The sequence below is a fragment of the Collinsella sp. Sow4_D11 genome, from assembly GCF_052116465.1.
Taxonomy (GTDB): domain Bacteria; phylum Actinomycetota; class Coriobacteriia; order Coriobacteriales; family Coriobacteriaceae; genus Collinsella.
Genome location: NZ_JBQKLA010000010.1, coordinates 1 through 25,977, shown reverse-complemented (window position 1 = coordinate 25,977; position 25,977 = coordinate 1). Strand labels below are relative to the sequence as shown.

The 25,977-nt window shown below is 62.3% G+C and carries 17 protein-coding genes and 1 tRNA gene; 9 read left to right on the top strand and 9 right to left on the bottom strand.

Annotated elements, in window-relative coordinates:
- Positions 1-4 precede the first annotated feature (4 nt).
- A complete protein-coding gene (locus tag ACTQ40_RS05785) occupies positions 5-526 on the top strand; it encodes a hypothetical protein (RefSeq protein ID WP_441563580.1) in 522 nt (173 codons plus the stop codon).
- A 242-nt stretch (positions 527-768) separates the two neighbouring features.
- Positions 769-2,130 carry an ATP-binding protein gene (locus tag ACTQ40_RS05780; RefSeq protein ID WP_441064199.1) on the top strand — a complete coding sequence of 454 codons (1,362 nt, stop codon included), beginning with the start codon at positions 769-771 and terminating at the stop codon, positions 2,128-2,130.
- Here ACTQ40_RS05780 and ACTQ40_RS05775 read toward each other — a convergent pair.
- The 8 genes from ACTQ40_RS05775 to dnaX form a co-directional block, all read right to left on the bottom strand.
- Entirely contained in the window at positions 2,127-2,309 is a 183-nt protein-coding gene (locus ACTQ40_RS05775) for a hypothetical protein (RefSeq protein WP_427729279.1), read from the bottom strand. The genes ACTQ40_RS05780 and ACTQ40_RS05775 overlap by 4 nt on opposite strands.
- A 191-nt stretch (positions 2,310-2,500) precedes the next feature.
- Positions 2,501-6,040: a pyruvate:ferredoxin (flavodoxin) oxidoreductase gene (gene nifJ / locus ACTQ40_RS05770; RefSeq protein WP_427794097.1), complete on the bottom strand. Its 3,540-nt coding sequence runs from the start codon at positions 6,038-6,040 to the stop codon at positions 2,501-2,503.
- Between the two features lie 476 nt (positions 6,041-6,516).
- A complete protein-coding gene (locus ACTQ40_RS05765; protein WP_441563579.1) occupies positions 6,517-7,455 on the bottom strand; it encodes an FHA domain-containing protein in 939 nt (312 codons plus the stop codon).
- A gap of 3 nt (positions 7,456-7,458) precedes the next feature.
- Positions 7,459-9,300 carry a serine/threonine protein kinase gene (locus ACTQ40_RS05760; RefSeq protein ID WP_441563578.1) on the bottom strand — a complete coding sequence of 614 codons (1,842 nt, stop codon included), beginning with the start codon at positions 9,298-9,300 and terminating at the stop codon, positions 7,459-7,461.
- A complete protein-coding gene (locus ACTQ40_RS05755) occupies positions 9,297-10,199 on the bottom strand; it encodes a hypothetical protein (protein ID WP_441563577.1) in 903 nt (300 codons plus the stop codon). Before ACTQ40_RS05755 ends, ACTQ40_RS05760 begins: the two co-directional genes overlap by 4 nt.
- A 243-nt stretch (positions 10,200-10,442) precedes the next feature.
- Positions 10,443-11,039 carry a recombination mediator RecR gene (gene recR, locus ACTQ40_RS05750; RefSeq protein ID WP_099432550.1) on the bottom strand — a complete coding sequence of 199 codons (597 nt, stop codon included), beginning with the start codon at positions 11,037-11,039 and terminating at the stop codon, positions 10,443-10,445.
- Between the two features lie 13 nt (positions 11,040-11,052).
- On the bottom strand, positions 11,053-11,373 hold the full coding sequence (locus tag ACTQ40_RS05745; RefSeq protein WP_427719331.1) for a YbaB/EbfC family nucleoid-associated protein: 321 nt from the start codon (positions 11,371-11,373) through the stop codon (positions 11,053-11,055).
- 221 nt (positions 11,374-11,594) lie between these two features.
- Positions 11,595-14,093 carry a DNA polymerase III subunit gamma/tau gene (dnaX, locus tag ACTQ40_RS05740; protein ID WP_441563576.1) on the bottom strand — a complete coding sequence of 833 codons (2,499 nt, stop codon included), beginning with the start codon at positions 14,091-14,093 and terminating at the stop codon, positions 11,595-11,597.
- A gap of 115 nt (positions 14,094-14,208) precedes the next feature.
- Here dnaX and ACTQ40_RS05735 point away from each other — a divergent pair, with 115 nt between their 5' ends.
- The 7 genes from ACTQ40_RS05735 (at position 14,209) to pknB (ending at position 25,263) form a co-directional block, all read left to right on the top strand.
- Positions 14,209-14,934 carry a hypothetical protein gene (locus ACTQ40_RS05735; RefSeq protein WP_427719328.1) on the top strand — a complete coding sequence of 242 codons (726 nt, stop codon included), beginning with the start codon at positions 14,209-14,211 and terminating at the stop codon, positions 14,932-14,934.
- 144 nt (positions 14,935-15,078) lie between these two features.
- Positions 15,079-16,932, top strand: coding sequence for a serine/threonine-protein kinase (locus ACTQ40_RS05730; protein WP_441563575.1), 1,854 nt, complete (start codon positions 15,079-15,081; stop codon positions 16,930-16,932).
- Positions 16,929-17,936 carry an FhaA domain-containing protein gene (locus ACTQ40_RS05725; RefSeq protein WP_441563574.1) on the top strand — a complete coding sequence of 336 codons (1,008 nt, stop codon included), beginning with the start codon at positions 16,929-16,931 and terminating at the stop codon, positions 17,934-17,936. The genes ACTQ40_RS05730 and ACTQ40_RS05725 overlap by 4 nt, the downstream gene beginning before the upstream one ends.
- 6 nt (positions 17,937-17,942) lie before the next feature.
- Complete coding sequence (locus tag ACTQ40_RS05720) at positions 17,943-18,359, top strand: FHA domain-containing protein (RefSeq protein ID WP_055250779.1); 417 nt, start codon at positions 17,943-17,945, stop codon at positions 18,357-18,359.
- Positions 18,356-20,293 carry a Stp1/IreP family PP2C-type Ser/Thr phosphatase gene (locus ACTQ40_RS05715; protein ID WP_441563573.1) on the top strand — a complete coding sequence of 646 codons (1,938 nt, stop codon included), beginning with the start codon at positions 18,356-18,358 and terminating at the stop codon, positions 20,291-20,293. The genes ACTQ40_RS05720 and ACTQ40_RS05715 overlap by 4 nt, the downstream gene beginning before the upstream one ends.
- Positions 20,294-20,309: 16 nt before the next feature.
- Positions 20,310-23,180, top strand: coding sequence for an FtsW/RodA/SpoVE family cell cycle protein (locus tag ACTQ40_RS05710; protein WP_441563572.1), 2,871 nt, complete (start codon positions 20,310-20,312; stop codon positions 23,178-23,180).
- A gap of 133 nt (positions 23,181-23,313) precedes the next feature.
- A complete protein-coding gene (pknB, locus tag ACTQ40_RS05705) occupies positions 23,314-25,263 on the top strand; it encodes a Stk1 family PASTA domain-containing Ser/Thr kinase (RefSeq protein ID WP_427795137.1) in 1,950 nt (649 codons plus the stop codon).
- A gap of 299 nt (positions 25,264-25,562) precedes the next feature.
- Here the strand turns inward: pknB and ACTQ40_RS05700 are convergent.
- A tRNA-Arg gene (locus tag ACTQ40_RS05700) sits at positions 25,563-25,638 on the bottom strand.
- Between the last annotated feature and the right edge of the window lie 339 nt (positions 25,639-25,977).

Genomic DNA, 25,977 nt, shown 5'->3' with positions numbered 1-25,977 from the left:
GATGATGGATATCAACACCCTGCTCGCACTCGACCTTGCCGAGTACACCACTGCACTTGAGGCCCTCGCTGACCAAATGATGCTCGAAGAACCCCGTGACATCGACTACATGCGCCGCCGCAAGCTCGACACCGGCCGCGAATTCGCCGTCTGGAACTTCACCGTCGGCTACTGTATGAACGCCGCCGACGCTCTCTCCCTCCTGCGAGCCCAGGCCAACGAAAACGCCAACGACGGCACCGCCGGCCTCGCAACGATCAACAACAGCGCCGCGCGCCTGTGCGACTGGTTCTCGGGCGCCTTTGACGTCACCGGCAAAATGGATGACACTACGGCAATCCTCGCCCACAGCCGCGACCTCTACGCCCAGGTAGAGACTCACGAACAGTTCGCGGCCCTCACCCGTGCCACTGAGCGCTATCTGGTCCAGCTCCAATTTTGGGTCGACCGCCAGATTCCCTGGCCGGCTATTAGCGACCTCGTCCACGGCTACCGCCTACGCACAGAGAGCGGCGAGACAAGGTAAAAACAGCCAGGTAGCACCAACATAGTCCCACCACGGGACCCAAAGTAAGAATCAGAGGGCTGGAGACGCACGCAACAGCGTCCCCAGCCCCTTCGCAAAGTAGAGCGCTGTTTCAGTGGCTTTGAGACCTTATCGGACCTTTGCAATCTTCCAATTTTTGTATATTTACGACGTTATTATCTGCCAATTTTTGTATGATTTTAGGCGATTCTATCTGTCAATTTTTGTCATTTGGGGGTTTAATGCTACGCCGTAAGGTCACTGATAGGCTTTTGAGCTGGAAGAATAACTCCAATAAGGCATTACTTGTTACTGGTGCGCGTCAGATCGGCAAGAGCTATGCGATTCGCGCGTTTGGAAAAAGCAACTACGCTTCGTATTTTGAGGTCAATTTACTACTCGATATCGAAGCAAGGAATGCACTTGTTGGCGCAAAGAACTCCGTTGACTTTATCAACCGCGTAGCCCTTCTTGCGGATGCGCCGCTTGTTGAGGGCGATACGCTTGTCTTTGTCGATGAGATTCAGGAGTATCCGCAGATCGTTACACTCATGAAGGCGTTGGTCGAGGATGGGCGCTTTAGCTATGTCTTCTCGGGGTCTATGCTTGGGACTGAGTTTAAGGGGATCTCTTCTTTTCCGGTGGGGTATGTAGAGCACATTGTTATGCGCCCGATGGATTTTGAAGAGTTTTGTTGGGCAAACAGCGTTAGCGAGAATGTGCTTGCAGGCATTCGCAGCTGCCTTGTCGAGAAACATCCTGTCGAAAACTATATTCATGAGGCGATGCTCAAGAACTATAGAGCTTATATCGTTTGCGGCGGCATGCCGGAGGTCGTTCAGAATTATATTGATTCGGGTTATTCGCTCGTGAGCACACGTGAGCTTCAAACTCAGTTGGTCGATCAGTACAAAAGCGATATCTCAAAATATGCATCGACTCGAGCGTTTAACGTTCGGTCGATTTTTGAGCAAATTCCCGTTCAGCTTGAGGCGGAGTCTCATCGCTTTGTTGTTTCGTCTCTGGGTGAGGGAGCTCGCCTTAAAAAATATGAGCAGGATTTCCTGTGGCTTGTTAACGCAGGTGTTGGATTGATGGTCGCCAGGGTGACGGAGCCACGGAGTCCTCTCAAGAGGACGGAGAAAACGACAGCCTTCAAACTATACGAGTCTGATACAGGCATGCTCGCATCGCGATACCCCGGTAGCACTGCACGCGCTGTCTATCTTGATATGAAAACTCCCAACCTTGGTGGTCTCTATGAGAACGTGGTCGCGCAGGAACTCGTTGCCCTCGGGGCGGATGCATGGTACTACCAAACGCGTGAGGTCGGTGAAGTTGACTTTGTGATCGAAGGCGCCCACGGGCATGTTGTCCCAATCGAGGTCAAATCGGGCAAGAAAGTTCGAGCGCATGCGGCCCTCGATCGTCTGATGAGTGTAGGCGAGTACAAAATTCCCGAGGCCGTTGTACTGAGCCACGAGAATCTCAGCAAAGAGGGCAAGGTTCTGTACGTTCCAATCTACATGACGTTTTGTCTCGATGAGTTTATGGAAAAGGATGACCCCAATAACGATTTCTCGTTCGCACCCATATCTCTCTAGCCATTTGAATCCGCAATCCAGCCCCGCCCACGCATCAATGCATTTCCCAAGGTGCTGCGCGTTTCGCGGCAAAGCCGCGAAAAAGCAAAGGGATAAGAAGCGGCAACAGCCAAATCCTCCATCCATCCCCAAAGTAGCGCGACTTTCGCGGCAAAGCCGCGAAACAGCGAAAGGGGCAAAAGGCCCCCTCAGCCACGTCCTTCATTCAGCCCCACAATCCGAGGACGTAGTCGTAGCAGGATCTGAGGGCTAACCTTCGCGGACATTCCGCAGGACGAAAGAACCCCCGCCGCACGTAGTGCGCAGCGGGGGTTCTTTCATGTCCGAGGACGTCCGCGAAGGTTAGCCCTCAGATCCTGCGGTGGGAGACCTAGGCCTCGTTGTACACCGTCTTAAGCTTCAGCAGGTGAGCGTAGCGGTCCATAGCGGCCTGCTCGTTCTCCTTGAAGAGCTCCTCGGCGCGCTCGGGGAAGGAGCGCGTCAGCGAAGCGTAACGGGCCTCGTTCATCAGGAACTCCTGATAGCCGCCCGCGGGCTCCTTGGAATCGAGCGAGAACTTCTTGCCGGCAGCAGCCTCGGGGTTGAAGCGGAAGAGGTTCCAGTAACCGCACTCGACAGCCTTCTTCATCTCGGCCTGGCAGTTCTGCATGCCGCCCTTCTTGATGGAGTGCATCTCGCAGGGGCTGTAGCCGATGATGAGGGACGGGCCGTCGTAGGCCTCGGCCTCGTGGATGGCCTTGAGAGTCTGAGCCGGGTTGGCGCCCATGGCGACCTGCGCCACGTAGACGTAACCATAGCTCATAGCGATCTCGGCCAGAGACTTCTTCTTGGTCACCTTGCCGGCAGCGGCGAACTGAGCAACCTGGCCCAGGTTCGAAGCCTTGGAGGCCTGACCGCCGGTGTTGGAGTAGACCTCGGTGTCGAAGACGAAGACGTTGACGTTGTGGCCAGAAGCCAGGACGTGGTCCAGGCCACCGAAGCCGATGTCGTAGGCCCAACCGTCGCCACCGAAGATCCAGAAGGACTTCTTGGTGAGGTAAGCCTTGTCGGCGAGGATCGCCTTGGAAGCGTCGCAGCCGCACTTCTCGAGCTCGGCAACGTAGGCGGCGGCAGCAGTCTTGGAGGCCTCGGCGTCGTTGACGGAGTCGATCCAAGCCTGACCGGCGGCCTTGAGCTCGTCGGACGGACCGTCAGCGGCGATGAGCTCCTGGGTGGCGGCGATCAGCTTATTCTGGACGGCCTCGTAACCGATGGCCATGCCCAGACCGTGCTCAGCATTGTCCTCGAACAGGGAGTTGTTCCACGCCGGGCCGTGACCGTCCTTGTCCTTGCAGTAAGGAGCGGTGGCAGCGGGGTTGCCCCAAATGGAGGAGCAGCCGGTGGCGTTGGAGATGAACATGCGGTCGCCGGCGACCTGGGTCACCAGACGTGCATAAGCGGTCTCGGCGCAGCCGGCGCAGGAGCCGGAGAACTCCAGGTAGGGCTGCTTAAACTGGCTGCCCTTGACGTTGGCCGCGATGAGTTCCTTCTTCTCGGAGACGTTCTTGACCATGTAGTCCCAAACGGGCTGCTGATCCATCTCCTGCTCGGTGGGAACCATCTCGAGGGCGCCCTTGGGGCAGACCTTGGCGCAGTTGGTGCAGCCCATGCAGTCGAGCGGGGACACAGCCATGGTGAACTTCATGCCCTTGGCCTTGGGACCCATGGCGTCGAGCGTACGGGTAGCCTCGGGCGCGGCGGCAGCCTCGTCCTCGGTCATCGCGAACGGACGGATGGTGGCATGCGGGCACACATAGGCGCACTGGTTGCACTGGATGCACTTGGTCTCGTCCCAGTGAGGAACGACCACGGCGACGCCGCGCTTCTCGTATGCGGAGGCGCCCAGCTCAAACTGACCGTCGGCACAATCGACAAAGGCAGAAACGGGCAGGCTGTCGCCATCCATGCGATCGATGGGCTCGAGCAGGTTCTTGACCTGCTGGGCGATAGCGGACTTGGTCTCCTCGGAAAGCTCGACAGGAGCGGCGTCCTCGGCGGTAGCCCAGTCGGCCGGAACCTCGAACTTACGGAAGGCGGTAGCGCCGGCATCGATGGCCTTGTGGTTGGCGTCGACGATGGCCTGGCCCTTCTTCATGTAGGACTTGGTAGCCGCGTCCTTCATGTACTGCAGGGCGTCCTCGGCGGGCAGGACCTTGGCCAGCGCGAAGAAGGCGGACTGGAGCACCGTGTTGGTGCGCTTGCCCATGCCAACCTTGGCGGCCAGGTCGATCGCGTCGATCAGGTAGACGTTGACGTTGTTGTTCGCGATGTAGCGCTTGGCCACGGCGGGCATGTGCTCGGCGAACTCCTCATCGCTCCACTGGCAGTTGACCAGGAAGGTGCCGCCCGGCTTGACGTCGCGGACCATCTTGAAGCCCTTGACGATGTAGCTGGGGTTGTGGCAAGCGACAAAGTCGGCCTTGGTCACGTAGTACGGCGAGCGGATCGGGGAATCACCAAAGCGCAGGTGCGAGACGGTGACGCCGCCGGTCTTCTTGGAGTCGTACTGGAAGTAGGCCTGAACGTACTTGTCGGTGTGGTCGCCGATGATCTTGATCGAGTTCTTGTTGGCGCCGACGGTACCGTCGCCACCCAGACCCCAGAACTTGCACTCGATGGTGCCGGGAGCTGCGGTGTTGGGCGCATCCTCGGCCTCGGGCAGGCTCAGGTTGGTCACGTCATCGACAATGCCGATGGTGAACTCGCGCTTGGGCTCGTCCTTCTTGAGCTCCTCGAAGACGGCAAACGCGGACGCGGGAGGCGTGTCCTTGCTGCCCAGGCCGTAACGGCCGCCGACGACCTTGATACCCGTCTTGCCGGCCTCGTAGAGAGCGGAGACGACGTCCTGGTAGAGCGGCTCGCCGATGGAACCCGGCTCCTTGGTGCGGTCCATGACGGCGATCTTCTGGACGGTCTCGGGGAGAACGTCCACGAAGTGCTTGATGGAGAACGGACGGAACAGGCGAACCTTGACCAGGCCGACCTTCTCACCGTGAGCGTTGAGGTAGTCGATGACTTCCTCGAGCACGTCGCAGAAGGAGCCCATGCACACGACGACGCGATCGGCATCGGGAGCGCCGTAGTAGTTGAACAGGCCGTAATCGGTGCCGAGCTTCTCGTTGATCTTCTTCATGTAGCCCTCGACGACGGCAGGGAGCTCGTCGTAGACCTTGTTGCAGGCCTCGCGGTTCTGGAAGAAGATGTCGCCGTTCTCATGGCTGCCGCGGGTGTGCGGGTGCTCAGGGTTGAGCGCGTGGTCGCGGAAAGCCTGGACGGCGTCCATGTCGCACATCTCGGCAAGATCCTTGTAGTCCCACATGGCGACCTTCTGGATCTCGTGGCTGGTGCGGAAGCCGTCGAAGAAGTTGAGGAACGGGGTCTTACCCTCGATGGCGGCAAGGTGAGCCACCGGCGAGAGGTCCATGACCTCCTGGACGTTGCCCTCGGCGAGCATGGCGAAACCGGTCTGGCGGCAGGCCATGACGTCGGAGTGATCGCCAAAGATGTTCAGGGCGTGGGAAGCGACGCAACGCGCGGAGACGTGGAAGACGCCCGGGAGCTGCTCGCCCGCGATCTTGTACATGTTCGGGATCATCAGGAGCAGGCCCTGAGAAGCCGTGTAGGTGGTGGTCAGAGCACCGGCGCCCAGCGAACCGTGAACGGTACCGGCTGCACCCGCCTCGGACTCCATCTCGACGACCTTGACCGGGGTGCCAAAGATGTTCTTGCGACCCTGGGCCGCCCACTGGTCGACATGGTCGGCCATCGGGCTGGACGGCGTAATGGGATAAATTCCCGCTACCTCGGTGTACGCATACGAAACATATGCGGCCGCCTCGTTGCCGTCCATAGACTTAAACTTACGCGCCATATACCCCTCTCCTCTCATATAGGTATACAGGCCCCGGCGATTACCGGGATGTTGGCGTGATGGGATTTTCGCTGTTGCTTCCAGTCATCTGACAGGCGGACTCAGCAGCAGATACATGGCGTGGAGAGAAGGCATGCCGAGGCGAGGAGGCTGCACGCGCTCCACAGGCCCAGCTACCCGTCTTGCACATGATCGAGCGCCGCAAAGGCCGCATGCCGGATGCTCCCGGGCACGCCCCGGTGATGGGAAGCGCCCGCAACGGAAATCCGCATGCGAGTTTATTGTACCCCGCCGTCAAGTGTAATTTCGACAAATATAGGCGGGCGGTAAAGGTTTACCCCGAGCGACCATCAAGGGCAAAAATAATCCTTCCGTCACCGAGGGACCAAATGGCAGTTGCGGTGAAATAGGGACTGTTTTTGCCGGCCGTAGCCTTAAACAGTCCCTATTTCACCGCAACTTATTTAGGAGATGAGTCAGAGGGCGCCGAGGAGGATGGCGTAGGCTGTGGATTCTCCGAGCCTGAGCTCGTCACCGGGGTTGAGCTGAGCGGAGCGGCCGGGCTCGACCTGGGTGCAGACGTTCGTCGCGCCGTTTACCACCACAGTTCCGTTGGTGGACGACAGGTCCTCGACGTACCAGACATTTTGGTCATCGCACCACACGTGGGCATGGCGAGCCGAAACGTCATCGCCCACATCGGTGATATCGCCCTCCCCCGTCGCCAGCGCGCCGATCTCGACGCCCTCCTCACTCGGCTGAATCCAGCGCGGGGCGCTCACCACGTAGCCGTTTTGCACGCGCAGCAGTCCCAACGGGTGCGCAGGCGCCGCCTCGCGCTCGCCCGTGACCGTCGAGGTGCTCAGCGAGCGCGGCGTCGACGTGGCGCCGCCACAGGTCGCATGAGCGTAGTCGAGGGCATAGGTCACCGACGAGCGGACATCTGCCGAGCAGCCCACGGCGACAAACAGCACCAGGATGGCCTCGGCGCGCTCGGCGGGCATGAGCTCAGCCGCCTGCGACAGGCGCTCGAGCGCATTGCGATAGAGATTCGTGTCCTGATGGCATTCCTCGAGTGCCCGCACCATGGGCTCGCCAGCGGGGCCGCACACCATGTTGGTCACGGCCGCGGCGTCCATGGGATTGCGGCGGCGCAGGGCCAGCTGCGACATAATGCGCGCGGCCGAGGTGCCGTAATCGGCAAAATAACGTTCCTGCAGCGTGCCGACCGGCGCGCGCACGATAAAGCGCGAAACCCAAGAGCGATCGGCAGCACGGCTCTGCGGACTACGGCCGTCGACGAGCGGGCGGCTCGAGAGCACCAGGCCGCACAGTTCGATATGACTCAGGTGCGCTGCGCGCTTAAAGATGTCAAACATTGCCCCGCACGGGGTGAGCTCAGCTTGAGAAGCCATGGCTTAGCCCTCCTTGGTCGCAGAGATAGTGTCGGATACTTCGGCCGGCCCGCCAAAGGCGCGAGCAGCCGCGGCTCCGCCGGCAAGCGGCGTCGCCATGGAAATTTTCGCACGTCGCGCTGACACGACGGGAAGCTCAAAGGCAAACCCCATCGCCAGCAAAAACCACGTGAGCGCATAGGTTGCAATTAAGGCGGCAACGAAGCCGCTCGCTACGGCGCGCTGGGAAAACACGGTGCATGCAACCGCGATCAGCACCGGAACCTCGCAGGCAGAAAGCGCCAGTACGCCATGCAGGAACCCCGTGCGACGATCGTGTGCCATGGCGCCGGCAGCGATGCCCACCATGCCCGGCGGTGCCAACGCCAGTGCGGCGATAATGGCCGGCAGCTTCCCGGACCACATAAGCGGTCCCACGACGAGTGTCACATGGGCGCCCGACGCCAACAGCGCAGCTGATACCACGACCACAGCCCAAAGCACGCCGCATACCGCCGTCGCCCCAACCATCGCCGCACGCCGGGCTGTGTGCCCCGATACCTCCATCGGGCACGGCAAGAGCGGCTCGGCGCGAAGCGAGCGGGCGACATTTTGCGCATAGTGGTCGCAAAATGCCGAGAGCGCCGCCTCCACCGCAGCCGGCTCGGGACGATCTTCCTGATGGCAGGACAGGCAGGCCATGACCACGTCGAACAACTGGGCATCGACAAACGCCAGCGCATCGCGCAGATCCTCGGAATTTGGATCGAGTCCCAGCTGCTGAGCCTGTTCGGCCGCGGCAAGTGCCACATCGGGCTCGCGTCGCAGCAGTTGCGTCAAGTCGCAGCCGGGCGCGTGGGCGCCAACGGGATAATCGGGCAGCGTATCCATCTTGAGGCGATAAGGGCTGGCGATATCGCACGTCTTTTTGCGCGAGCCCGAAGTACCCGACGCACCCGGCGCCACTTCGTACGGCGCGACACCGGCGATGAGCTCGTAGACCGTACTCGCCGCTGCATAGACATCGATTGCCGGCGACATGCGAAGCATGCGCAGGTCGGGGATATCGTCGGTGAGCATCTCGGGCGGGGCGTAGGCCACCGTCGCGCGGCGCAACGTGGCATAGCGCTCGGTAAACGACGCCTTGCCGCCGGTGCCGGCCACCGCAGAGGCGGGCTCGAGCGCCAGCGAAGAGCCAAAGTCGATCAAGCACAGGTCGAAGGTGCCTTCGGCAAGCTGTCGGTCGAGCGGCAGGCGCGCCGTGCGCACCATAATATTAGCGGGCGAGATATCGCGATGGACGAACCCCTCGCCTACCAAGCTCATGCGGCAGAGCAGATCGAACAGGTCGCGACCCAGGCGCGCCGCCACGAGCGGCGACAGACGCCCGGCATCGTCCACGGCAAGGCGCGAGCGCAGGCGAGCGAGCGTCTCGCCCTCGACCCACTCCATGACAATCGCGGGCACGCCGTCAACCTCGCCCCATCCATACAGGCGGGGAAAGCCTCTAAGGCCCGAAAGGGCGCGATGGCATTCATATTCCTCGCGAAACGCCGCCTTGAACTTGGTGACCAGCGCCTCGTGGGCGACATCGTCATCAAATTCGTCGCGCGTTGGTAAGATGAGCTGCTTGAGTGCCACGGCCTCGCCCTGCGCGTTGACGGCACGCGTCACGCGGCCGATACCGCCGCGGCGCATGGTGGCGTCATCGGCAAACAGCATCGTAAAACGGCGCAGGTAGTCGGGAAGCTCATCCGGGCCCAGCGCAATGGCGGGCTCAAACCCTCCAACGCGCGCCAGGCGCAGGCCCACCATGGGATCACGGCTGAGCGACTGGGTTGCCACAGAAGCAAGGCTATTCGTCATAGGGCGATCGCCGCCACTTTGGTATTGAAGTTGTTGAGCGCGACGTCGTCATCGCCGTAATGCCCCACCCATTGGCACAGATTGGTGTAGCAGCCCCATAGGTTGGCGTATTGCTGATACCACTTTGACTTGGGAGAAAACGTTTGCCGGCCAAACTCGGCACGGATGACAAACATATCGTTGGCCAGGCTGTCGCACGGCCCGGTATCGCCTGTTGCGTTATAGGTCGAAACCACGCTATTGGCGCGGGCGACATAGCCATCGAGCATGTTGTATTTGGTCACGAGCCAGCTGTGAATACTCTCCTCCTCGGCAGCCGAGAGACCACCCGAGCCCGTGTCGCCGCCGGCACCGCCGTCCGTCGAGCTGCCACTCGAAGATCCACCGCCAGAGGCGGAGCCCGAACCGGAACCGCCGCCCGACGAATCGGAGCTGGAGCCAGACGAACCCGAACCGCCGGGCTTGCCTGTCTGTTGGGCGTCCTGCCCCTTCTGCTGCTCCGCCTCGTTAACGACAGAAGCCACGCTGTTATTGGAAAGCTTCGTAATGACCTTGTTGTTGGTGAGCACGATAGTCTTGCCGTTTGCCAGCGTGATCTCGTTGGACGCCCGCTCGCCCTCGTCCGCGGGATCGACGCCAAACACGGTGCGCCCGAACACGCTCGCCCACGCATATCCGGTTGTCGTTCCCAAGTCGCTTTTGGCCTTGCGCCCAATATACAGCTCGCGCGCAGCATACGCCTGTACCATGGACGGCACCGTCATGCCATAAGCCGAAACACCGGCTATGACCAGCACGAGCGAGCAAGACAGCAGCACGTACGCCCGAGGCGCCAGGCCCAGCCGGCGTCGCATGCGCACCGCGGCGCCATGCTTTGTCTGAGTGCTAGCGGGCCGCATGCGTTCTCCTCCAACAAAAACACGCCGCTTAAAAGCGGCGCATTCTTTCATATCCACATTTGAGTGTATCAGCGAACCCAAAAGGTTGTGCAACGAATGGGCAAATACGAGGTGCGAGTGGACCCATCCACGCGATAAGCGGATGAAAAGCAGGTTTGTTGCGCAACAAATGCATGAACGCGTGCCCAATTATGAGCGCCCCGTGCGGCAGGCCGACGGGACATGCCGCGGAGCTGACGTCGCCTAGATCGCACGACGGGCCTCGATAGCACGGCCGAGCGTAAGCTCGTCAGCATACTCCAGGTCGCCGCCCACGGGCAGGCCGCTCGCCAGACGCGACACCTCGACGCCCAGAGGCTTGATGGTGCGGGCAAGGTAGCTCGCCGTGGTCTCGCCCTCAATGTTGGGGTTGGTGGCGATAATGACCTCGTGGATGTCCTCGTGGCCCAAGCGCGCCAGCAACTCGCGGATGTGCAGCTGCTCGGGGCCGATCTTGTCCATGGGGCTGATCACGCCGCCCAACACGTGGTAGAGGCCGTGGTAGCTGCCCGTGCGCTCAATCGCCTGGACATCGCGCGGCTCACCCACCACGCAGATGCGGGTGGTGTCGCGCATCGAGTCTTGGCAGATGGAGCACTCGTCAGCGGTGGCGTAATTAAAGCAGCGGCTGCAAAAATGCACTTCCTGCTTAACCTCTAGAATGGCCTCGGCCAGGCGGCGCGCCTCCTCGGCGTCGGCCTCGAGCAGGTAGTAGGCGATGCGCTGGGCCGATTTGGGGCCAATGCCCGGCAGACGGCCCAGCTCATCGAGCAGTTTTTGCAGACTATGGTTGGCACTCATATATGTGCGCGTCTTAGAACGGCATGCCCGGGATGTTGAGGCCGCCGGCGATGGCGCCCATCTGCTTGTTGGCGAGCTCGTTGACGCCGCGGACGGCCTCGTTGACGGCAGCCATAATCATGTCCTGCAGCATATCGACGTCCTCGGGATCGAGCGCATCGGGGTCGATGGTGAGGTTGACGAGCTCCATCTCGCCGTTGACAGTCACCTTGACCATGCCGCCGCCGGCAGAGGCGTCGACGGTCTGGGACTTGAGGTTCTCCTGCGCGGCGGCAAGCTGCTCCTGCATCTTGCGGGCCTGCTTCATCATCTGCTGCATGTTCATACCGGCCATGATGGCTCCTTTACGTGTGGTCGCGCGACAAGCTGCAAGGGCAGCCGGGCACGGCGGGACTTTCAAACTCAAAAATCGTACCACGGCGCGGGGCAAACGAGCGGGGCGGTCGCGCTAACTCAGTCGATGTACATGTCCTCTAGCGTGACGCGCCGCCCAAGACTATGCAAGGTCGAATTATGCAAGGTCTCACAACTCGGCGTATATACCCGCCCGCATAGTTACTCCACCGGCTTGAAGATGGTGGACTGGCCAAAGACACTACGGATGAGGGCTTTGGCCTCGTCCTCGGTCTGCGGGATGCCCGGGGCTGCACCCTGGTGGCCGAAGGGACTGCCGGCACCGGGGTTGGACTCCCAAGGGGCAGCGAGGGCGTCGTCACTTGCAGGAGCGGACGTCGCAGCCGCGGGAGCTGCGGCCGAAGCGGCAGGGCTGGGCGCAGGCGCCGCGGCAGGCATGTCGAACGGAGGAAGATCTTCCCCGCTCGCATCGCCGGCGAAGCCGCCGACCATGGCGTCGTCGTAGGGTACCTGCTCGGATTCCCATGGCGCAGCCTGCACAGACGGCTGAATCTTGGGAGCAGACGCGCACTCGGGCACTCGGGGCGCGGGCTCGGTCGGGAGCTTGCCCGTGGCAGGAGCACCGGCAGGGTTGTCGGAACGCAGCCAGGGGGCCTTGGCCAGGTCGGATGACTTGGGTGCAGGCGCGGCAGCGGGCTTGGACGCGGGGATCGGAGCAGCCGGTTTGGGCACGGCGGGTTCAGTCACCGACGGGATCGGTGCCGCTACCGGTGCTGCTTGCTGCTGCGGCGCGCTGGCGCTCGAGGATACAGGGGCCGCCGAGGACACGGGTTGCGGGTCCGCAGATGCCGCAGCCCGTGCAGATGGAGAATGCTCCTCATGTTGAGGAGCCGGCCTGACACCCCCATCCAGGACATAGTCGACGGTGCGACGACCGAAGACCGCACTGACTGTCGGCAAAAACACCGCCTGTGTATCAGCACGCCCGAGCATCTTGATAGCAAATGCCGTAGGGAACGAGACCGTGAGCTTAGAACCATCGTCTGCCGTAGCGCGAGCGTTCAACAGGAGTGCCGCATAAGAAGGTTGTTGGGCCTTGACGCGCTCGACGACCTCGACCCATTTGCGCTGGAGCTCGCCGGCATCCTCTACCGCAGGGGTCTCGGCGGCGCCGGCGGCAGCAACCTGAGCGGCAGTGTTGGGCTGGGGCTTAGGCGCCGGCGCAGCGGCAGGTACGGGAGCCGAAGCGGCGGTGGGCTGGGGCATCGGAGCCGGGGCAGGCTGAGGCGCAGACGCAGCGGGCTTGGGGGTCGGCGCGGGCTGGGTCGCCGGAGCGGCGGCGCCGCGATCCCAAGGCATGCCGCCCTGGCGCGCGGGCGTAGCAGTGGGAGCGGCGGATGCCACAGGGGCAGCAGCTCGGGCACCCGAGATCAGCGTCGGTTGTTGTGTCGCCACAGGTGCAGCCGCGACAGCCGCGGGCGCAGCACCACCGGCAGCAGCCACGCTCGCCGGCACCGCGGCGTTGGCGACCATGGCCTCCAAGCGTGCCACGCGCTCGGCCAGGGCCTCAATGGTCAGATCGGCCTCGGGACGTGCCAGGCGCGTGCAGGCGATCTCGAGCACCAGGCGCACGTCGCTCGCACCCCTCATCTCCAACGCGGCATCGTCGAGCACTGTCAGCACGCGGGCCAGACGGTCGGCCGGATGCCCGCCAAAGGCAGCGGCCTCGGCAGCAAGCGCCTCGGCCTGCTCGGCCCCGCCCTCAAACAGCTCGGCACGGATACCGGCAACGCAGGCCACATACACGTCGCGCACGTGCGCCACCAGGTCGCGCGTCAGCTCAAGCAGGTCATTGCCCTCCTCGACCTGTGCGCGAATGAGCCCATAGAGTTCAGCAATATCACGCTCGGCGATGGCGCGGGCAAACTCGCCCAGGATCTGGTCCGAAACCTCGCCCAAAAGCGAGCGGGCATCGTCCGCATGCACGGCGCCGTTGCCAAAAACGCTCAGCTGCTCCAGCGTGGAAAGCGCGTCGCGCATGCCGCCCTTGGCATGGCGCGCCACGATGGCCAGCGCCTCGTCGTCGTAATCGAAGCCCTCCTGCTCGCACACGTAGGACAGGCGATGTTCGATATCCTCGTTGCCGATGCGGTGGAAATCGAAGCGCTGGCAGCGCGAGAGGATGGTCTCCAGAATCTTTTGCGGATCGGTGGTGCACAACACAAAGATCACGTGCGCCGGCGGCTCCTCGAGCGTCTTGAGCAGCGCGTTGAACGCCGCCGTCGTGAGCATATGGACCTCGTCGATGATATAGATCTTGTACTTGCCACGCACCGGGGCAAAGTTAACGGAGTTGATGATCTCCTCGCGCACATTGTCCACGCCCGTACGGCTTGCGGCATCGAGCTCGTAGACATCGGGGTGGTTGCCCTCGGCGATGAGCTCGCACTCTTCGCAAGTGCCGTCGGGCATGCAGCCGCTTGCGCCCTCGGCGCGCGCCGCCTCGGCATTGCGGCACAGCAGCGCCTTGGCCAGAATGCGCGCCATGGTGGTCTTGCCCGTGCCGCGCGGTCCGCAGAACAGGTACGCGTGGGACAGGCGTCCCTCGGTGATGGCGTGCTCGAGCGTCGAGACGATATGCTGCTGGCCCACCACGGAGTCGAAGGTGAGCGGGCGATACTTTCGGTACAACGATTCCATGGGTGCTCCCCCGGGTATACTGAGTTTTGTTGCCGCGACGGCCATGCGGTCGCACGGCATACTGCACTCATAATAACCCGTACGGCGAGCCCGCCGCGATAGGAGTCCAAAGAGCATGGCAGACGCAGAGAGCAACCTCGTCCCCTCCGAAGCAGCCGACCAGGTCGAGGTCGCGCTCGAGAAACAGGCAGCAGCCGACGACGGCATCCTGTACCTCAACGAGTATCAGTACGAAAACGACCTCGTCACCGACTTCGCCCGCTTGGTCGCCTCGCCCAGGCGTCGCGGCTCGCTGTATGTCGCCGCGGCAATTGCCGCGCTGCTCGGCATCGGCATGTTGGTGGCCGGCGGCAACTGGATCAAGTTTGGCGTCGTCCTGATCGTGTTCGGCGCCTTTTTGGCCTGGTGGAGCAAAAACCTGCACCACACGCTCGCCCGCGACTTTATCGACGCCGTCGAGGCCGACAAGTCCATGGGTGGCCGCTATCGCCGCGTCGCCGCCAACGAGGACGGCTTGATGGTTTGGGGCAAGAGCGGCAAGTCGCAGTTCTTCCCGTTTGAGAAGCTCGACCACGTACTCGACGGCGAGCGCATCTTTGTTGCCATGTTCGCAGACCAGGGCGTGACGATCCCCAAGGACACCTTTGTTCGCGGCGACGCCGAGCAGTTTGGCTCCTTCCTTAAGGCGCGCATCAACAAAAAGCTCCGCATCGAGACCAAGAAGAAGAAAATGAAGGCCGAGAAGGCTGCAGCCGAGGCCAAGCAGGGAGACAAGGCAGACAAGCCCCAGGACAACAAGGGCAAGCAGTGCAAGCAGAAGAAGGGCAAGAAGAAGCGCTAAGGCCAAGTCAGACAGGCAGCCTCGCATCCCGCTATCCTCCCCATGCACCAGAGCGTGCTACACTAGCAGCATCTATGCCACCGCGAATGGCTCGGCCCCGCGCCCGCCGCTCGCAAACGAACTTTAAACGCACGAGGGTTGGCCATGCCGCTTTTCTCGCAACATACCGCCCGGTTCTCGCCGGACGTCCCTTTGGAGGGCACCAGCTCTCGCGAGCTGCTCAAGCGGTACCAGCCGCTCGAGACGCTTGCGACCGGCGGTTTTGGCTCCATCGAGATTTGCCGCGACACGCACCTGCGTCGTCGCGTGGCCATTAAGCGCATCCCTCTTATCAACGGCTCCGGCATGCCCGCCAGCGACATCATGGATGTACTGCGCGAGGCACATACCGCCGCCATGCTTCAACATCCCAATATCGTGCAGGTTATCGACTTTACGCATGACACCGCCTATGCCTACCTGGTCATGGAGTATGTCGACGGCATGTCGCTGGCCGAGTTTTTGCATCGCGTGGACGGCCACTCGCTCACCTTTGGCGAGGCAGCGACCATTGCCGACGCGTTGGGTCAGGCGCTCACCTTTGCCCATGCAAACGGCGTGCTTCATCTGGACATAAAGCCCGCCAATGTGCTCATTGACCACTCGGGCAATGTAAAGCTCACCGACTTTGGCATGGCGCGGCTGTCATCTGCCGGCGGCTTTGGCGGATCGCGCGGCGGCACCATCGGCTACATGCCGCCCGAACAGCTCGATATCGAGACCGGCACGGTCGACGAGCGAGCCGATGTCTTTGCCCTTGCCTGCGTGATCTACGAGGGCCTGTGCGGCAGCGCCCCCTTTATGGCGGCAACGCCTGCCGACTCGCTCGACCGCATCATCGGCGGCGCCACCTACCCCAGCGAGCTGATCCCGCACTTTCCCCCGGGAGCCGAGGCAGCGCTCATGAGCGCCCTCTCCCCTATGCCGCAAGACCGCCCCGATAGCATCGAGGCATTCTGCGACCAACTCCTTGCCGGCTTGGGGAGCGTGCGCGAAGGCCGTCGCAGCTTGGAGCAGATGGTAAGCGAGCTTTCGGACGACGAGCACGCGGCAGACGATATGGAGTCGCTGCCTTACGAGGATAACGCCATCGAAGTCGACCCCGCGCTCGGTTGGGCGGGCACGCGCTGGAGCTGCGCGCGCGATTACACCATGCGCGGTCTCTCGGCGCTAACGTGTGCAACCTTCAGCTTTTTGCTTATGCAGACAGCGGGCGTCGCGGCGCTTCCCGGGCTGGTCGCCGCGGCCATCGCTATTGGCGCGGCGGCAGGCTTGGCACCGCAGATCGGCTCGGCTATCTCGGCCGTGGGCTTTTTGGTGCTCATGGCCAACGCCACCATGCAGGCGCAGGGCATCTTGTCGATGCTGCCGGTCGCGGTCATTTTTGCCGCCGCCATGTCCGGATGGTGGATTGCCTGGGGACGCACCGAAGCGGCCGCGAGCGCGGTACTCACCTGCGCGCTTGCGCTAGGTTGTCTAACCGGCGACGCCATCCTTGCCGCCGGGGCCGCCGCGGGCTTCGCGGCGTTTTGGCTCGGCCCGGCAAGCGCCGCTGCCGCCACGGGTATAGGCGCGCTTTTTGCCCGCCTGGCCGCAGCTGCCCTCCCTACGGGAGGCGTGCTGGGGCTTGGCAATGTCGCCGCAGCGCTGGGCGACGCGTTCCTCTGGGCCGCCTTCGCACTGATCGCAGCAGCAGCCGCGGCAACGTCGCTGCTGCTCAATGCCCATGCCAAGCGCGCCGAGCAGGGGTCAAACCTCGCCGCCATCGTCGCAATTGCCGTCGCCGGTATCGGCTCGGCCGTATCGTTTTGTCTTGCACACCATATGGAAATTGCCAGCCTTGCGGGCACGGTCGTCGCCAAGGCGGCGGTTGCGGGAATCCTATCCTCTATAATCGTTGGGATATGCCTGTATTTGCTCGGATACCAAAGAACCTATACGGAGAGTGATCTTTCGTGAACTTCCTGAACATCTTCGAGGACCACGTGGCCGGCATCTTCGGTGCCACCCGTGCCCCGTTCTCCTTTAAGAAGCTTGCCAAGCAGGCTGCTCGCGACATGGAGGATCAAACTCTGGTGATCAACGGCGTCAACACCGCGCCGGCGCTCTATACCATCCTGATCGCCACCGATGACGATCCCATGCTTGCCCCGTTCTATCCCGAGCTTTCGCGCGAGGTGCGCGAGTTTGTGAAGGCGCAGGCCGAAAAACGCCGCTACGTCTTTGTCGGCGAGCCCCTTGTTCGCTTTATGATCGACCCTCAGCTGCGCGCCGGCAAGTTCTCGGTCTTTGCCGAGAACGTCGACGCTCCCACGCTCGGCCGTCTGTACGAGGAAGAGCGCGCCTATCAAAATGGCCTGGGACAGAACAGCTCGGCCACAAGCCGTGCCGCAAGCGCCCCCCGCGCCGGTCAGCAGCAGTTTGCATCGCCGCAGCAACACCCGACCGCCATGCCCCAGCAGCAGCCGACACCCCGCGCTGCCACTCCCGACCCGCTCGCTGTGGCTGACCCCTTTGCACCCAATGTCCCCGATCCCGCAGCCCCCATCCCTGTGCCGCAAACCGTCTCGCGCGACGCACTTGCCGGTATGGGCGGAGCGGCTGCCACTGGCGCCGCCGTGGGCCTTGGCGCTGCGACCAGCATCGCCTCCAACATGGCAAGCCCCCGCGCCCCGCAGCGTCCGCTCGCCCAACTCGTCGACGTCGTGAGCGGCGAGAGCCACAACATCACCTCCGCGCAGGTGACCATCGGTCGTGAGCGCTCGGTATCCGACATTGCCCTGCGCGACCCCAACGTGTCGCGCCGTCATGCCCAGCTCACCTTTACCGGCTCTGACTGGTCGATCGAGGACCTCAACTCCACCAACGGCACGCTCGTCAACAACCGCCGCATCACGCGCTGCCCGCTGCGCAACGGCGATCTGCTAACGTTTGGCCTGAGCACCTTTGAATTTAGGGGTTAATCGCTTATGAACATCGATATCGTCCTTTTTGCAGGCCGCATCGTACTGGTCGTCCTGCTTTATATCTTCTTGTTCGCCGTCATGAAGACCGGCGTGGGGCTCGTGCGCGGCCAGCGCCGCGACTCTGCCATCTGGACGATCGATGTGGACAAGGGCCCGCGCGGCATCCGCGGTATTCACGTGGATATGCTTGGCCCCGTCATCGTCGGTCGTTCGCCGTCATCTGACATCTGCATCAACGAGCCGTTTGTCTCTGCCTCGCATGCGCGTTTTTCGCTGCAGGGCCCGGCACTTATTATCGAGGACCTCAACTCGCTCAACGGCACCCTTGTTAACGGCCGCCAGCTGGTGGAGCCCGCAACACTGCGCGAGGGCGACGAAGTCCAGATTGGCGACGTGGTCATGAAGGTGAACCGTCGATGATCGACGAGGAGAACAAGTCCGCAACCATGTCCGAGGCACTGGCTGCCCCCGCGGCCGTGCCGGCTCATGCCGCCCCGGCGGGCCCTGCGCCCGTGGAGCCCGAGGACACCGTGTTCTCCCTGCCTCTTTCGCATGTAACGCAAGACCATCCGATGCCCACCGATGGCCAGGATGAAGATAATTCCACCGATGCCCCCATCGGCGCGCACGCCGTTGCCGATCAACCTTCGGCACCGGAAACTACACCTGCGCCGGCCCACTTTGCCGAGTCTGTCGCCGCGGCAATCGATGAGAGCGCCGCGGTGTTTTTGGCCCCCGAGCCCACGGCACCGGTGTTTCCCGTAGTTCCAGCACCCACCGCAGCGCCCGAGCCCGCATCTACACCGGCACCCGCGGCGGCATCCTCCCCCGCGGCCGCATCGGCGCCCGAGGCCGTGCAGCCTACGGCCGAAGAGATGCCCGTCGCAGCGACGGAGGACGCCTCTCAGCCCCACAGCACGCCCGCGCCCGCGCACTTCGCGGCACCCGAGCCCGCAGCCGTCGCCCCGCAAGACGAAGAGCCTGCCGACAACACAACCGAAGTGCCCGCCACGTCTAAAGTCGACGACCCGAGCAACGAGGCCAACGCCGTCTCGCCCGGCGACACGGCCGAGATTGATGTCGCCGCCGTGGAGGCCAAGCTCAAGGACCCTGGTTCGACCATGAGTTTTGAGCCGCTGGCCGACGAGCGCATCGAGACCGATTCGACCTACGATGCCGGCACCACCACGCAACTCATGTGGGGCGCCCGCTCCGATGTTGGCTGCGTGCGTCCGCACAACGAGGACTCCTACCTGGTACAGTCGCCGCTCTTTTGCGTGTGCGACGGCATGGGTGGTCACGCCGCCGGCGAGGTAGCCTCATCCATCGCGGTCGAGACCATCGCCAAGACGGCGCCACAGGCTGCCGACGCCGCGCGCCTAGCCGCAGCCGTCGAAGCTGCCAACGCCGCCGTCATCGAGGCCGCACTCAACGGCCTGGGCAAGCCCGGTATGGGCTGCACGGCGACCTGCGCCTATATCGAAAACGACATGCTCGCCATCGCCCACGTGGGCGACTCGCGCGCCTACCTGCTCCACGAGGGCACGCTCATCCGCGTGACCCGCGACCACTCCTATGTGGAGGAGCTCGTGGACGCTGGCGAAATTACGGCCGACGAGGCGCGCGTCCATCCCAACCGCTCGGTTATCACACGTGCACTGGGTTCGGACCCCGCCATGTATGCCGACCACTTTACCCTGCACATCGAAGAGGGCGACCGCCTGATCCTGTGCTCGGACGGCCTTTCGAGCATGATTCCCGATAGCGAAATCGAAAACATCGCCACGCAATCGTCTACGGCGCAGATTTGCGTCGATAACCTGGTAGACGCCGCGCTCGCTGCCGGCGGCCACGACAACGTGACGGTAGTCGTTGTGGACCTGGTCGACGACGGCGTCATGCGCGAGGCGAAGCGTGTTCGCCGCCGCAACGTCACCATTGCCGCCATCCTGGGCATCGCTTTTGTGCTGGCGGCAGCCATCTGGGCCTACGCGGGCGTCACCGGCTCGTATTACCTGGGCACCTACAAGGACACCGTCGCGGTCTACCGGGGCATTCCCGGCAAGCCGCTCGGCCTTAAGCTGCACTGGCTCGAGAGCACGACCGCCATCAAGCTATCCGACCTACCCGAAGACACGCAGAATCGTCTGAAAGCAGGCATTCCGCAAACGAGTGTTGACGACGCGCAGGACACTATCTCCAAGTACCGTCATCAAATCGATGAGGAACAGACCCGCCAGGTGATCGACGCGCAAACGATTCGCGACAACACCGACCAGGAATCGACTTCCAAATCGAATTCCGAAAAAACCGCCGAACAGTCCGCCGAGGCCGAAGCCTCCGATAAGAATTAGAAAGGGAGTGCCGCTTATGAGTCGCCGCAACACCGAAATGCTCTTGCTCATCGCCTCGGCGTTCCCCGTCATCCTGCTGTATGCGATGTACGTGCTCACCGCAGGCGCTTCCATCTCGTTTGAAACGCTCGCCGTGCCGATCGGTCTTTTTGCCGCCTTCGCCGCGGCGCATATCGCCGTGCGCATCCTGGCGCCCGGTGCCGATCCGGCCATCCTGCCCATCGTCTTTGTGCTTTCGGGCATCGGCATCACGTTCGTAACGCGTCTGGCACCCGCCCTCGCCATCTCGCAGCTCGTCATTCTGTTTGTCTCGGTGGCACTGATGGTGGGCACGCTCGCGATGATCAAGAATCTCGATGTGGTCATGCGCTACAAGTACACCTTTGGCATCATCGGCATCATCTTGCTGATGCTGCCCATCTTTATCGGCACCACCATTTCGGGCTCCAAGCTGTGGATTCGCATCGCCGGCTTCACCATCCAGCCCGGCGAGTTCGCCAAGATTTTTATCGTATTGTTCTTGGCCGGATACCTAGCCGAAAACCGCGAGCTACTCTCCATCTCCAATCGCAAGATCTTGGGCCTCAAGGTCCCGCGCCTGCGCCTGCTGCTACCGCTGTTCGCTGTGTGGGGTGTATGCCTTCTGGTCGTTGTCTTCGAGCGCGACTTGGGCTCCGCTGTGCTGTTCTACACCATCTTCTTGCTGATGCTCTACGTCGCCACGGGACGTTTCTCGTATGTCGTCATCGGCCTTGCGCTTTTGGCAGTGGGTGCCGTGGGCGCCTACAGGTTCCTGTCGCATGTCCAGGTACGTTTCCAGATCTGGGCCGACCCCTTTAAGGATGCCCAGGGCCAGGGCTACCAGATTGTGCAATCCCTTTTCTCGTTGGCTGACGGCGGTCTTATCGGCGTTGGCATCGGTAATGGCATGGCCAATAACATCCCCGTCGTCGAGTCCGACTTCATTTTCTCGGCCATCGGCGAGGAAATGGGCCTTTTGGGCGGCGGCGCCGTACTCGTCCTGTTTATGCTCTTTGCCGTGCGAGGCCTGACCACGGCCGCCCGCGCTAAGTCCGACCTTGCCGCATTTAGCGCCACGGGCCTCACGGCCGCCATTAGCTTCCAGGCCTTCTTGATCGTTGGCGGCGTTACCCGCCTGATTCCGCTGACCGGCGTCACCCTGCCCTTTATGAGCCAGGGCGGCTCCTCGCTGCTGGCGAGCTTTATCATTGTCGCGCTTTTGCTGCGCGCCGGCGATGAGGCCACCGGTCGCGAAGCCGAGCTCACCGGTACCGGCACCATGGCCGCCATCACTGACGACCAGGTCGCTTCTGCCGCGGCGCATGCCGGCACGCGCTTCGCTTCTTCGTCTTCCTACGGCCGTGGCAGCCACTCCACCGGCTCGCGCATGCGTCGTCGCCTGCTCGATACGCCCGAATCTGGCGTGCTCGGCCGCGTGGCGCTCGCCAACCGCCTAACCCGCGCGGTGTTTGCCTTTACGGCCCTGTTCGCCATCCTCATCGGCAACCTCACCTATGTCCAGGTCATCAAGGCCAAGGATTACCAGGATATGCCGACCAACAATCACACCATCGCCCGTTCCAAGTACATCCAGCGCGGCTCCATCATCACGTCCGACGGCGTGACGCTGGCCGAATCGCTGCAACAGGAGGACGGCACCTACGTACGCTCCTACCCTAACGGCAACCTGGCCGCCCATGTGGTTGGCTATGTGAGCCAGCAGTACGGTACCGCCGGCATCGAGAGCGTGATGAACGACACGCTCACCGGTTCCAAGGATTACTCCAGCTGGAACAACGCCATCGCGTCGCTCGCGGGCCAAAACCAGCCGGGCAACACCGCCAAACTTACCATCGACTCCCGCATCCAGACGGCCGCCGAACAGGCTCTCAAGGGCTTTAAGGGCGCCGTTGTGGTCATGGACCCGCGCACTGGCGCGGTGCTCGCATGCGCCAGCTCGCCCACCTACGACAACACCAACATCGACGCCCTGCTGCAATCGGGCGGCGGTGAGGATGGTTCTATGTACGACCGCGCCATGGACGCCCTCTATACTCCGGGCTCCACGTTTAAGGTCGTCACGCTTTCGGCGGCACTCGAGACCGGCACCGCAAGCCTTTCGAGCACTTACCAGGCGCCCGGTTCCATGGATATCGGCAATGCACCGGTCACCAACTCCGCCAATGAGAGCTACGGCACGATTAGCCTGCAGCAGGCCTTTGCCGTGTCGTCCAACGTCGTCTTTGGTCAGGTGGCAAACGAGGTCGGCGCCAGCTCACTCGTACAGTTCGCCAACGCCTTTGGCTATGGCCAAAAGCTCGGTCAGGACCTAACCACCACAGCGTCCATCATGGCCGACCCCTCGCTCATGACCGAGTGGGAAACCGCCTGGGCCGGCGCCGGCCAGCCCGTCGGCATGGACCACACGCCGGGTCCGCAGACCACCGTCATGCAGAACGCCGTTATCGCGGCGGCCATCGCCAACAGCGGCGTCGTCATGGACCCGTTCTTCGTTGCCCAGGTGCTCGCCCCAGACGGAACCGTGGTCAAGACCACGCAGTCCCGCTCACTGGGCCAGGCCGTCAGCGCCACCACGGCCGAACAGGTCAAACAGGCCATGCTCGACGTTGTTCAATCCGGCACCGGCACCGATGCCCAGATTCCGGGCGTCAAGGTTGCCGGCAAGACCGGCTCTGCCGAGACCGTCGGCACCAAGGTCAACTCGATGTTCGTCGGTTTTGCGCCTTACGATTCACCCACGGTCGCCATCTCGGTAGCCTTGGAGGATTACGACAAGCACGACGTCGAGGCGGCAAAGATCGCCGGCATCGTCCTGACCGCGGCACTTGCCGCCCAGGGAGCGTGATGCCCGTGATCGATGCGCAAGCATGGGGCGTGCCGCGGCCGATAACGCTAGCGGCAATGCGCCACACGGCCCCAGCGGCCTCAAATTTGGTACTACACACATCGTTGAGCGAATAGTCATGTTAGGAGCAGGAATGGAACAGAGGGTCCTCGGGGGAAGATACCTCCTCAAGGATAAGGTAGGAACGGGCGGCATGGCGACCGTCTACCGTGCACAGGACCAGGTCCTCGACCGCACGGTAGCTATCAAAATCATGCTGCCGCAATATGCCGGCGACGCCACCTTTGCCGCACGCTTTAAGCAGGAGGCCCAGGCAGCCGCCGGCCTCTCCTCCCCCTATATCGTCGGCGTCTACGATTGGGGCAAGGACGGCGACACCTATTACATCGTCATGGAATACCTGCGCGGCACCGACCTTAAGAGCGGCATCAAGAGCCACGGCGCCCTTGACCCCAAAAAGGTCGCTCAGATCGGCTCGCAGATCAGCTCCGCACTTTCGGTCGCCCACAAGCACGAGATCATCCACCGCGATATTAAGCCGCAGAACATCATGGTGCTGCCCGACGGCAACATCAAGGTCATGGACTTTGGCATCGCGCGCGCCAAGAACAGCCACCTTACGCAGGACAACAACGTTTTGGGCACCGCCCACTACGTAAGTCCCGAGCAGACCCGCGGGCAGGATCTAGGCCCCACCTCGGACATTTACTCGCTGGGCGTCGTGATGTACGAGTGCGCCACCGGCCGCGTGCCTTTCGACGGCGACGATGCCATCTCGGTCGCACTCAAGCAGGTCAACGAGCTGCCCGTGCCGCCGAGCCAGATCAACTCCGGTGTCGATGCCGATCTTGAGCGCATTATCCTCAAGTGCATGGAAAAAGATCCGGCTAACCGTTTCCAGACGGCCGACGAGCTGCGTCAGGTGCTCAACAGCTACCTGTCTGGTCGCGCCGTCAACGTGCCGGAGCCTACGCGCGTTATCGGCGCCGTTGGCGACCTGGGTGCCACCAAGACCCGAGAGCTATCCGACCAGACGCGCGCCATGGTACGCCCCGTCTCGGGCGTAAGCGGACAAAATAACGCTCGCAGCTCCGTCTCGGGTTCAACCGGCTCTTACGCCACCGAGCAGCCCAAATCCAACAAGAACAAGATCATCGCCGCCGTAGTTGCTGCGGTAGCCGTAATCGGCGTCATCGTGGCCTTTGCCACCGGACTCTTTGGCGGCGAGCAGGTCCCGGTTCCCGATGTGTTGGGTAAGGACCAGGAGACCGCCGTCGAACTGATTAAGGATGCCGGCCTTGACGTCGGAACCATTGACCAGAGCTACAACGACGACGTCGACGAGGGAAAGGTTGTCGAGCAGACTCCTAACGGTCACACCAAGAAGCCCAAGGGCACCAAGGTGAATCTGGTAATCTCCAAGGGTCCCAAGCCCTCCGAGAAGGTTGATGTCCCGCAGCTCGTTGGTCTGACCAAGGACCAGGCAGAGGCGGCGCTGGCAAGCGTCGGCCTTAAGGGCAATGCCACCGAGGAAGCCAACGAGGCCGAAAAGGGCGAAGTCTTTGAACAGGGCACCGATGCGGGCAAGGAAGTCGAGAAGGGCACGACCATTTCGTACAAAGTCTCGAGTGGACCCGACACCACCTCCGTTCCCGATCTGACCGACATGACCGAGGCTCAGGCACGCAACGCCCTCGATATGGCCGGCTTCGGCGTCGATGTAACCTACCAGGAGAACGATTCCGTCACCGAGGGCACCGTCATTAGCTGGAACCCCAGCGGTAAGCAAAAGCCCGGCGCCACGATTACCGTCGTCATCGCCAAGAAGTCCGGCAAGGCAAACGTTCCGGGCAACCTGTACGGCAAGAGTATCTCCTCCGCCGTCACCGCGCTCAACAACGCCGGATTCTACAACATCGCATTCTGCGATCAGAACGGCAACCCCGTGAGTGGTAACGAAAACGCCACCGTGACGGGCGTCTCCCCCACTGGCAAGCAGTCCACCGACAGCACGATCACGCTGACGGTTTCGATTTCTGGCTCTGGCACCGATTCAGGCGACGATTCCGGCACGACCAACTAGCCATCGAGACCATTGCCCACAGCGGCTGATGCCGCAAACATATTCGCTCACAGGCGCCCGCTTGCTCCCCCAGCAAGCGGGCGCTTTCTTTATCCGAAGCAGTGAAAACTACGGTATGCCTTTAAACCAGAAGAGCCCGGTACCGTGGTGGTACCGGGCTCGATATTGCTCTGGTGCCCCCGGGCGGATTCGAAAACTCCCCCCGCGGGGAAATCGGTGACGCGGGTGTCGACGGCCCGAATCCGGCCCTTAGACCAGAAGAGCCCGGCACCGTGGTGGTACCGGGCTCGATATTGCTCTGGTGCCCCCGGGCGGATTCGAACCGTCGACACCCGCTTTAGGAGAGCGGTGCTCTATCCCCTGAGCTACGGAGGCATGTTGTACTAGTGTAGCAGATTTGCGCCACTGCCATGCAGCGCATAGCCACTCTTCGAAGTTACGGTGGAACAGCCTTCCGGAAAGCGTGTCCCACTATCCAGACGAATTCTGGGACGGGCTTTCCGGATGGGGCCTCTCTAGGAAACTACGACCCGAAATTTGAGCTCGAAACGGGATATGGTTTCCCAAATGAGCCTGTTCCGGAAACTGCATCCCAGAATAGGCGCGGGACTGCGGACAAAAAGTTGGACCGTTGAGGTCCGGAACGGAGTCCGCATGGCATACAGTAGGAGAATGGTGGAGAGGGCCAGGGCGCTTCGCGGCGCCGGGCTCACC

What these genes read in the sequence shown, in the direction of transcription:
- ACTQ40_RS05785 (WP_441563580.1), top strand. Translation starts at nt 5, where the DNA reads ATGGATATCAACACCCTGCTCGCACTCGACCTTGCCGAGTACACCACT.
- ACTQ40_RS05780 (WP_441064199.1), top strand. Translation starts at nt 769, where the DNA reads ATGCTACGCCGTAAGGTCACTGATAGGCTTTTGAGCTGGAAGAATAAC.
- nifJ (WP_427794097.1), bottom strand. Translation starts at nt 6,040, where the DNA reads ATGGCGCGTAAGTTTAAGTCTATGGACGGCAACGAGGCGGCCGCATAT.
- ACTQ40_RS05765 (WP_441563579.1), bottom strand. Translation starts at nt 7,455, where the DNA reads ATGGCTTCTCAAGCTGAGCTCACCCCGTGCGGGGCAATGTTTGACATC.
- ACTQ40_RS05760 (WP_441563578.1), bottom strand. Translation starts at nt 9,300, where the DNA reads ATGACGAATAGCCTTGCTTCTGTGGCAACCCAGTCGCTCAGCCGTGAT.
- ACTQ40_RS05755 (WP_441563577.1), bottom strand. Translation starts at nt 10,199, where the DNA reads ATGCGGCCCGCTAGCACTCAGACAAAGCATGGCGCCGCGGTGCGCATG.
- recR (WP_099432550.1), bottom strand. Translation starts at nt 11,039, where the DNA reads ATGAGTGCCAACCATAGTCTGCAAAAACTGCTCGATGAGCTGGGCCGT.
- ACTQ40_RS05745 (WP_427719331.1), bottom strand. Translation starts at nt 11,373, where the DNA reads ATGGCCGGTATGAACATGCAGCAGATGATGAAGCAGGCCCGCAAGATG.
- dnaX (WP_441563576.1), bottom strand. Translation starts at nt 14,093, where the DNA reads ATGGAATCGTTGTACCGAAAGTATCGCCCGCTCACCTTCGACTCCGTG.
- ACTQ40_RS05735 (WP_427719328.1), top strand. Translation starts at nt 14,209, where the DNA reads ATGGCAGACGCAGAGAGCAACCTCGTCCCCTCCGAAGCAGCCGACCAG.
- ACTQ40_RS05730 (WP_441563575.1), top strand. Translation starts at nt 15,079, where the DNA reads ATGCCGCTTTTCTCGCAACATACCGCCCGGTTCTCGCCGGACGTCCCT.
- ACTQ40_RS05720 (WP_055250779.1), top strand. Translation starts at nt 17,943, where the DNA reads ATGAACATCGATATCGTCCTTTTTGCAGGCCGCATCGTACTGGTCGTC.
- ACTQ40_RS05715 (WP_441563573.1), top strand. Translation starts at nt 18,356, where the DNA reads ATGATCGACGAGGAGAACAAGTCCGCAACCATGTCCGAGGCACTGGCT.
- ACTQ40_RS05710 (WP_441563572.1), top strand. Translation starts at nt 20,310, where the DNA reads ATGAGTCGCCGCAACACCGAAATGCTCTTGCTCATCGCCTCGGCGTTC.
- pknB (WP_427795137.1), top strand. Translation starts at nt 23,314, where the DNA reads ATGGAACAGAGGGTCCTCGGGGGAAGATACCTCCTCAAGGATAAGGTA.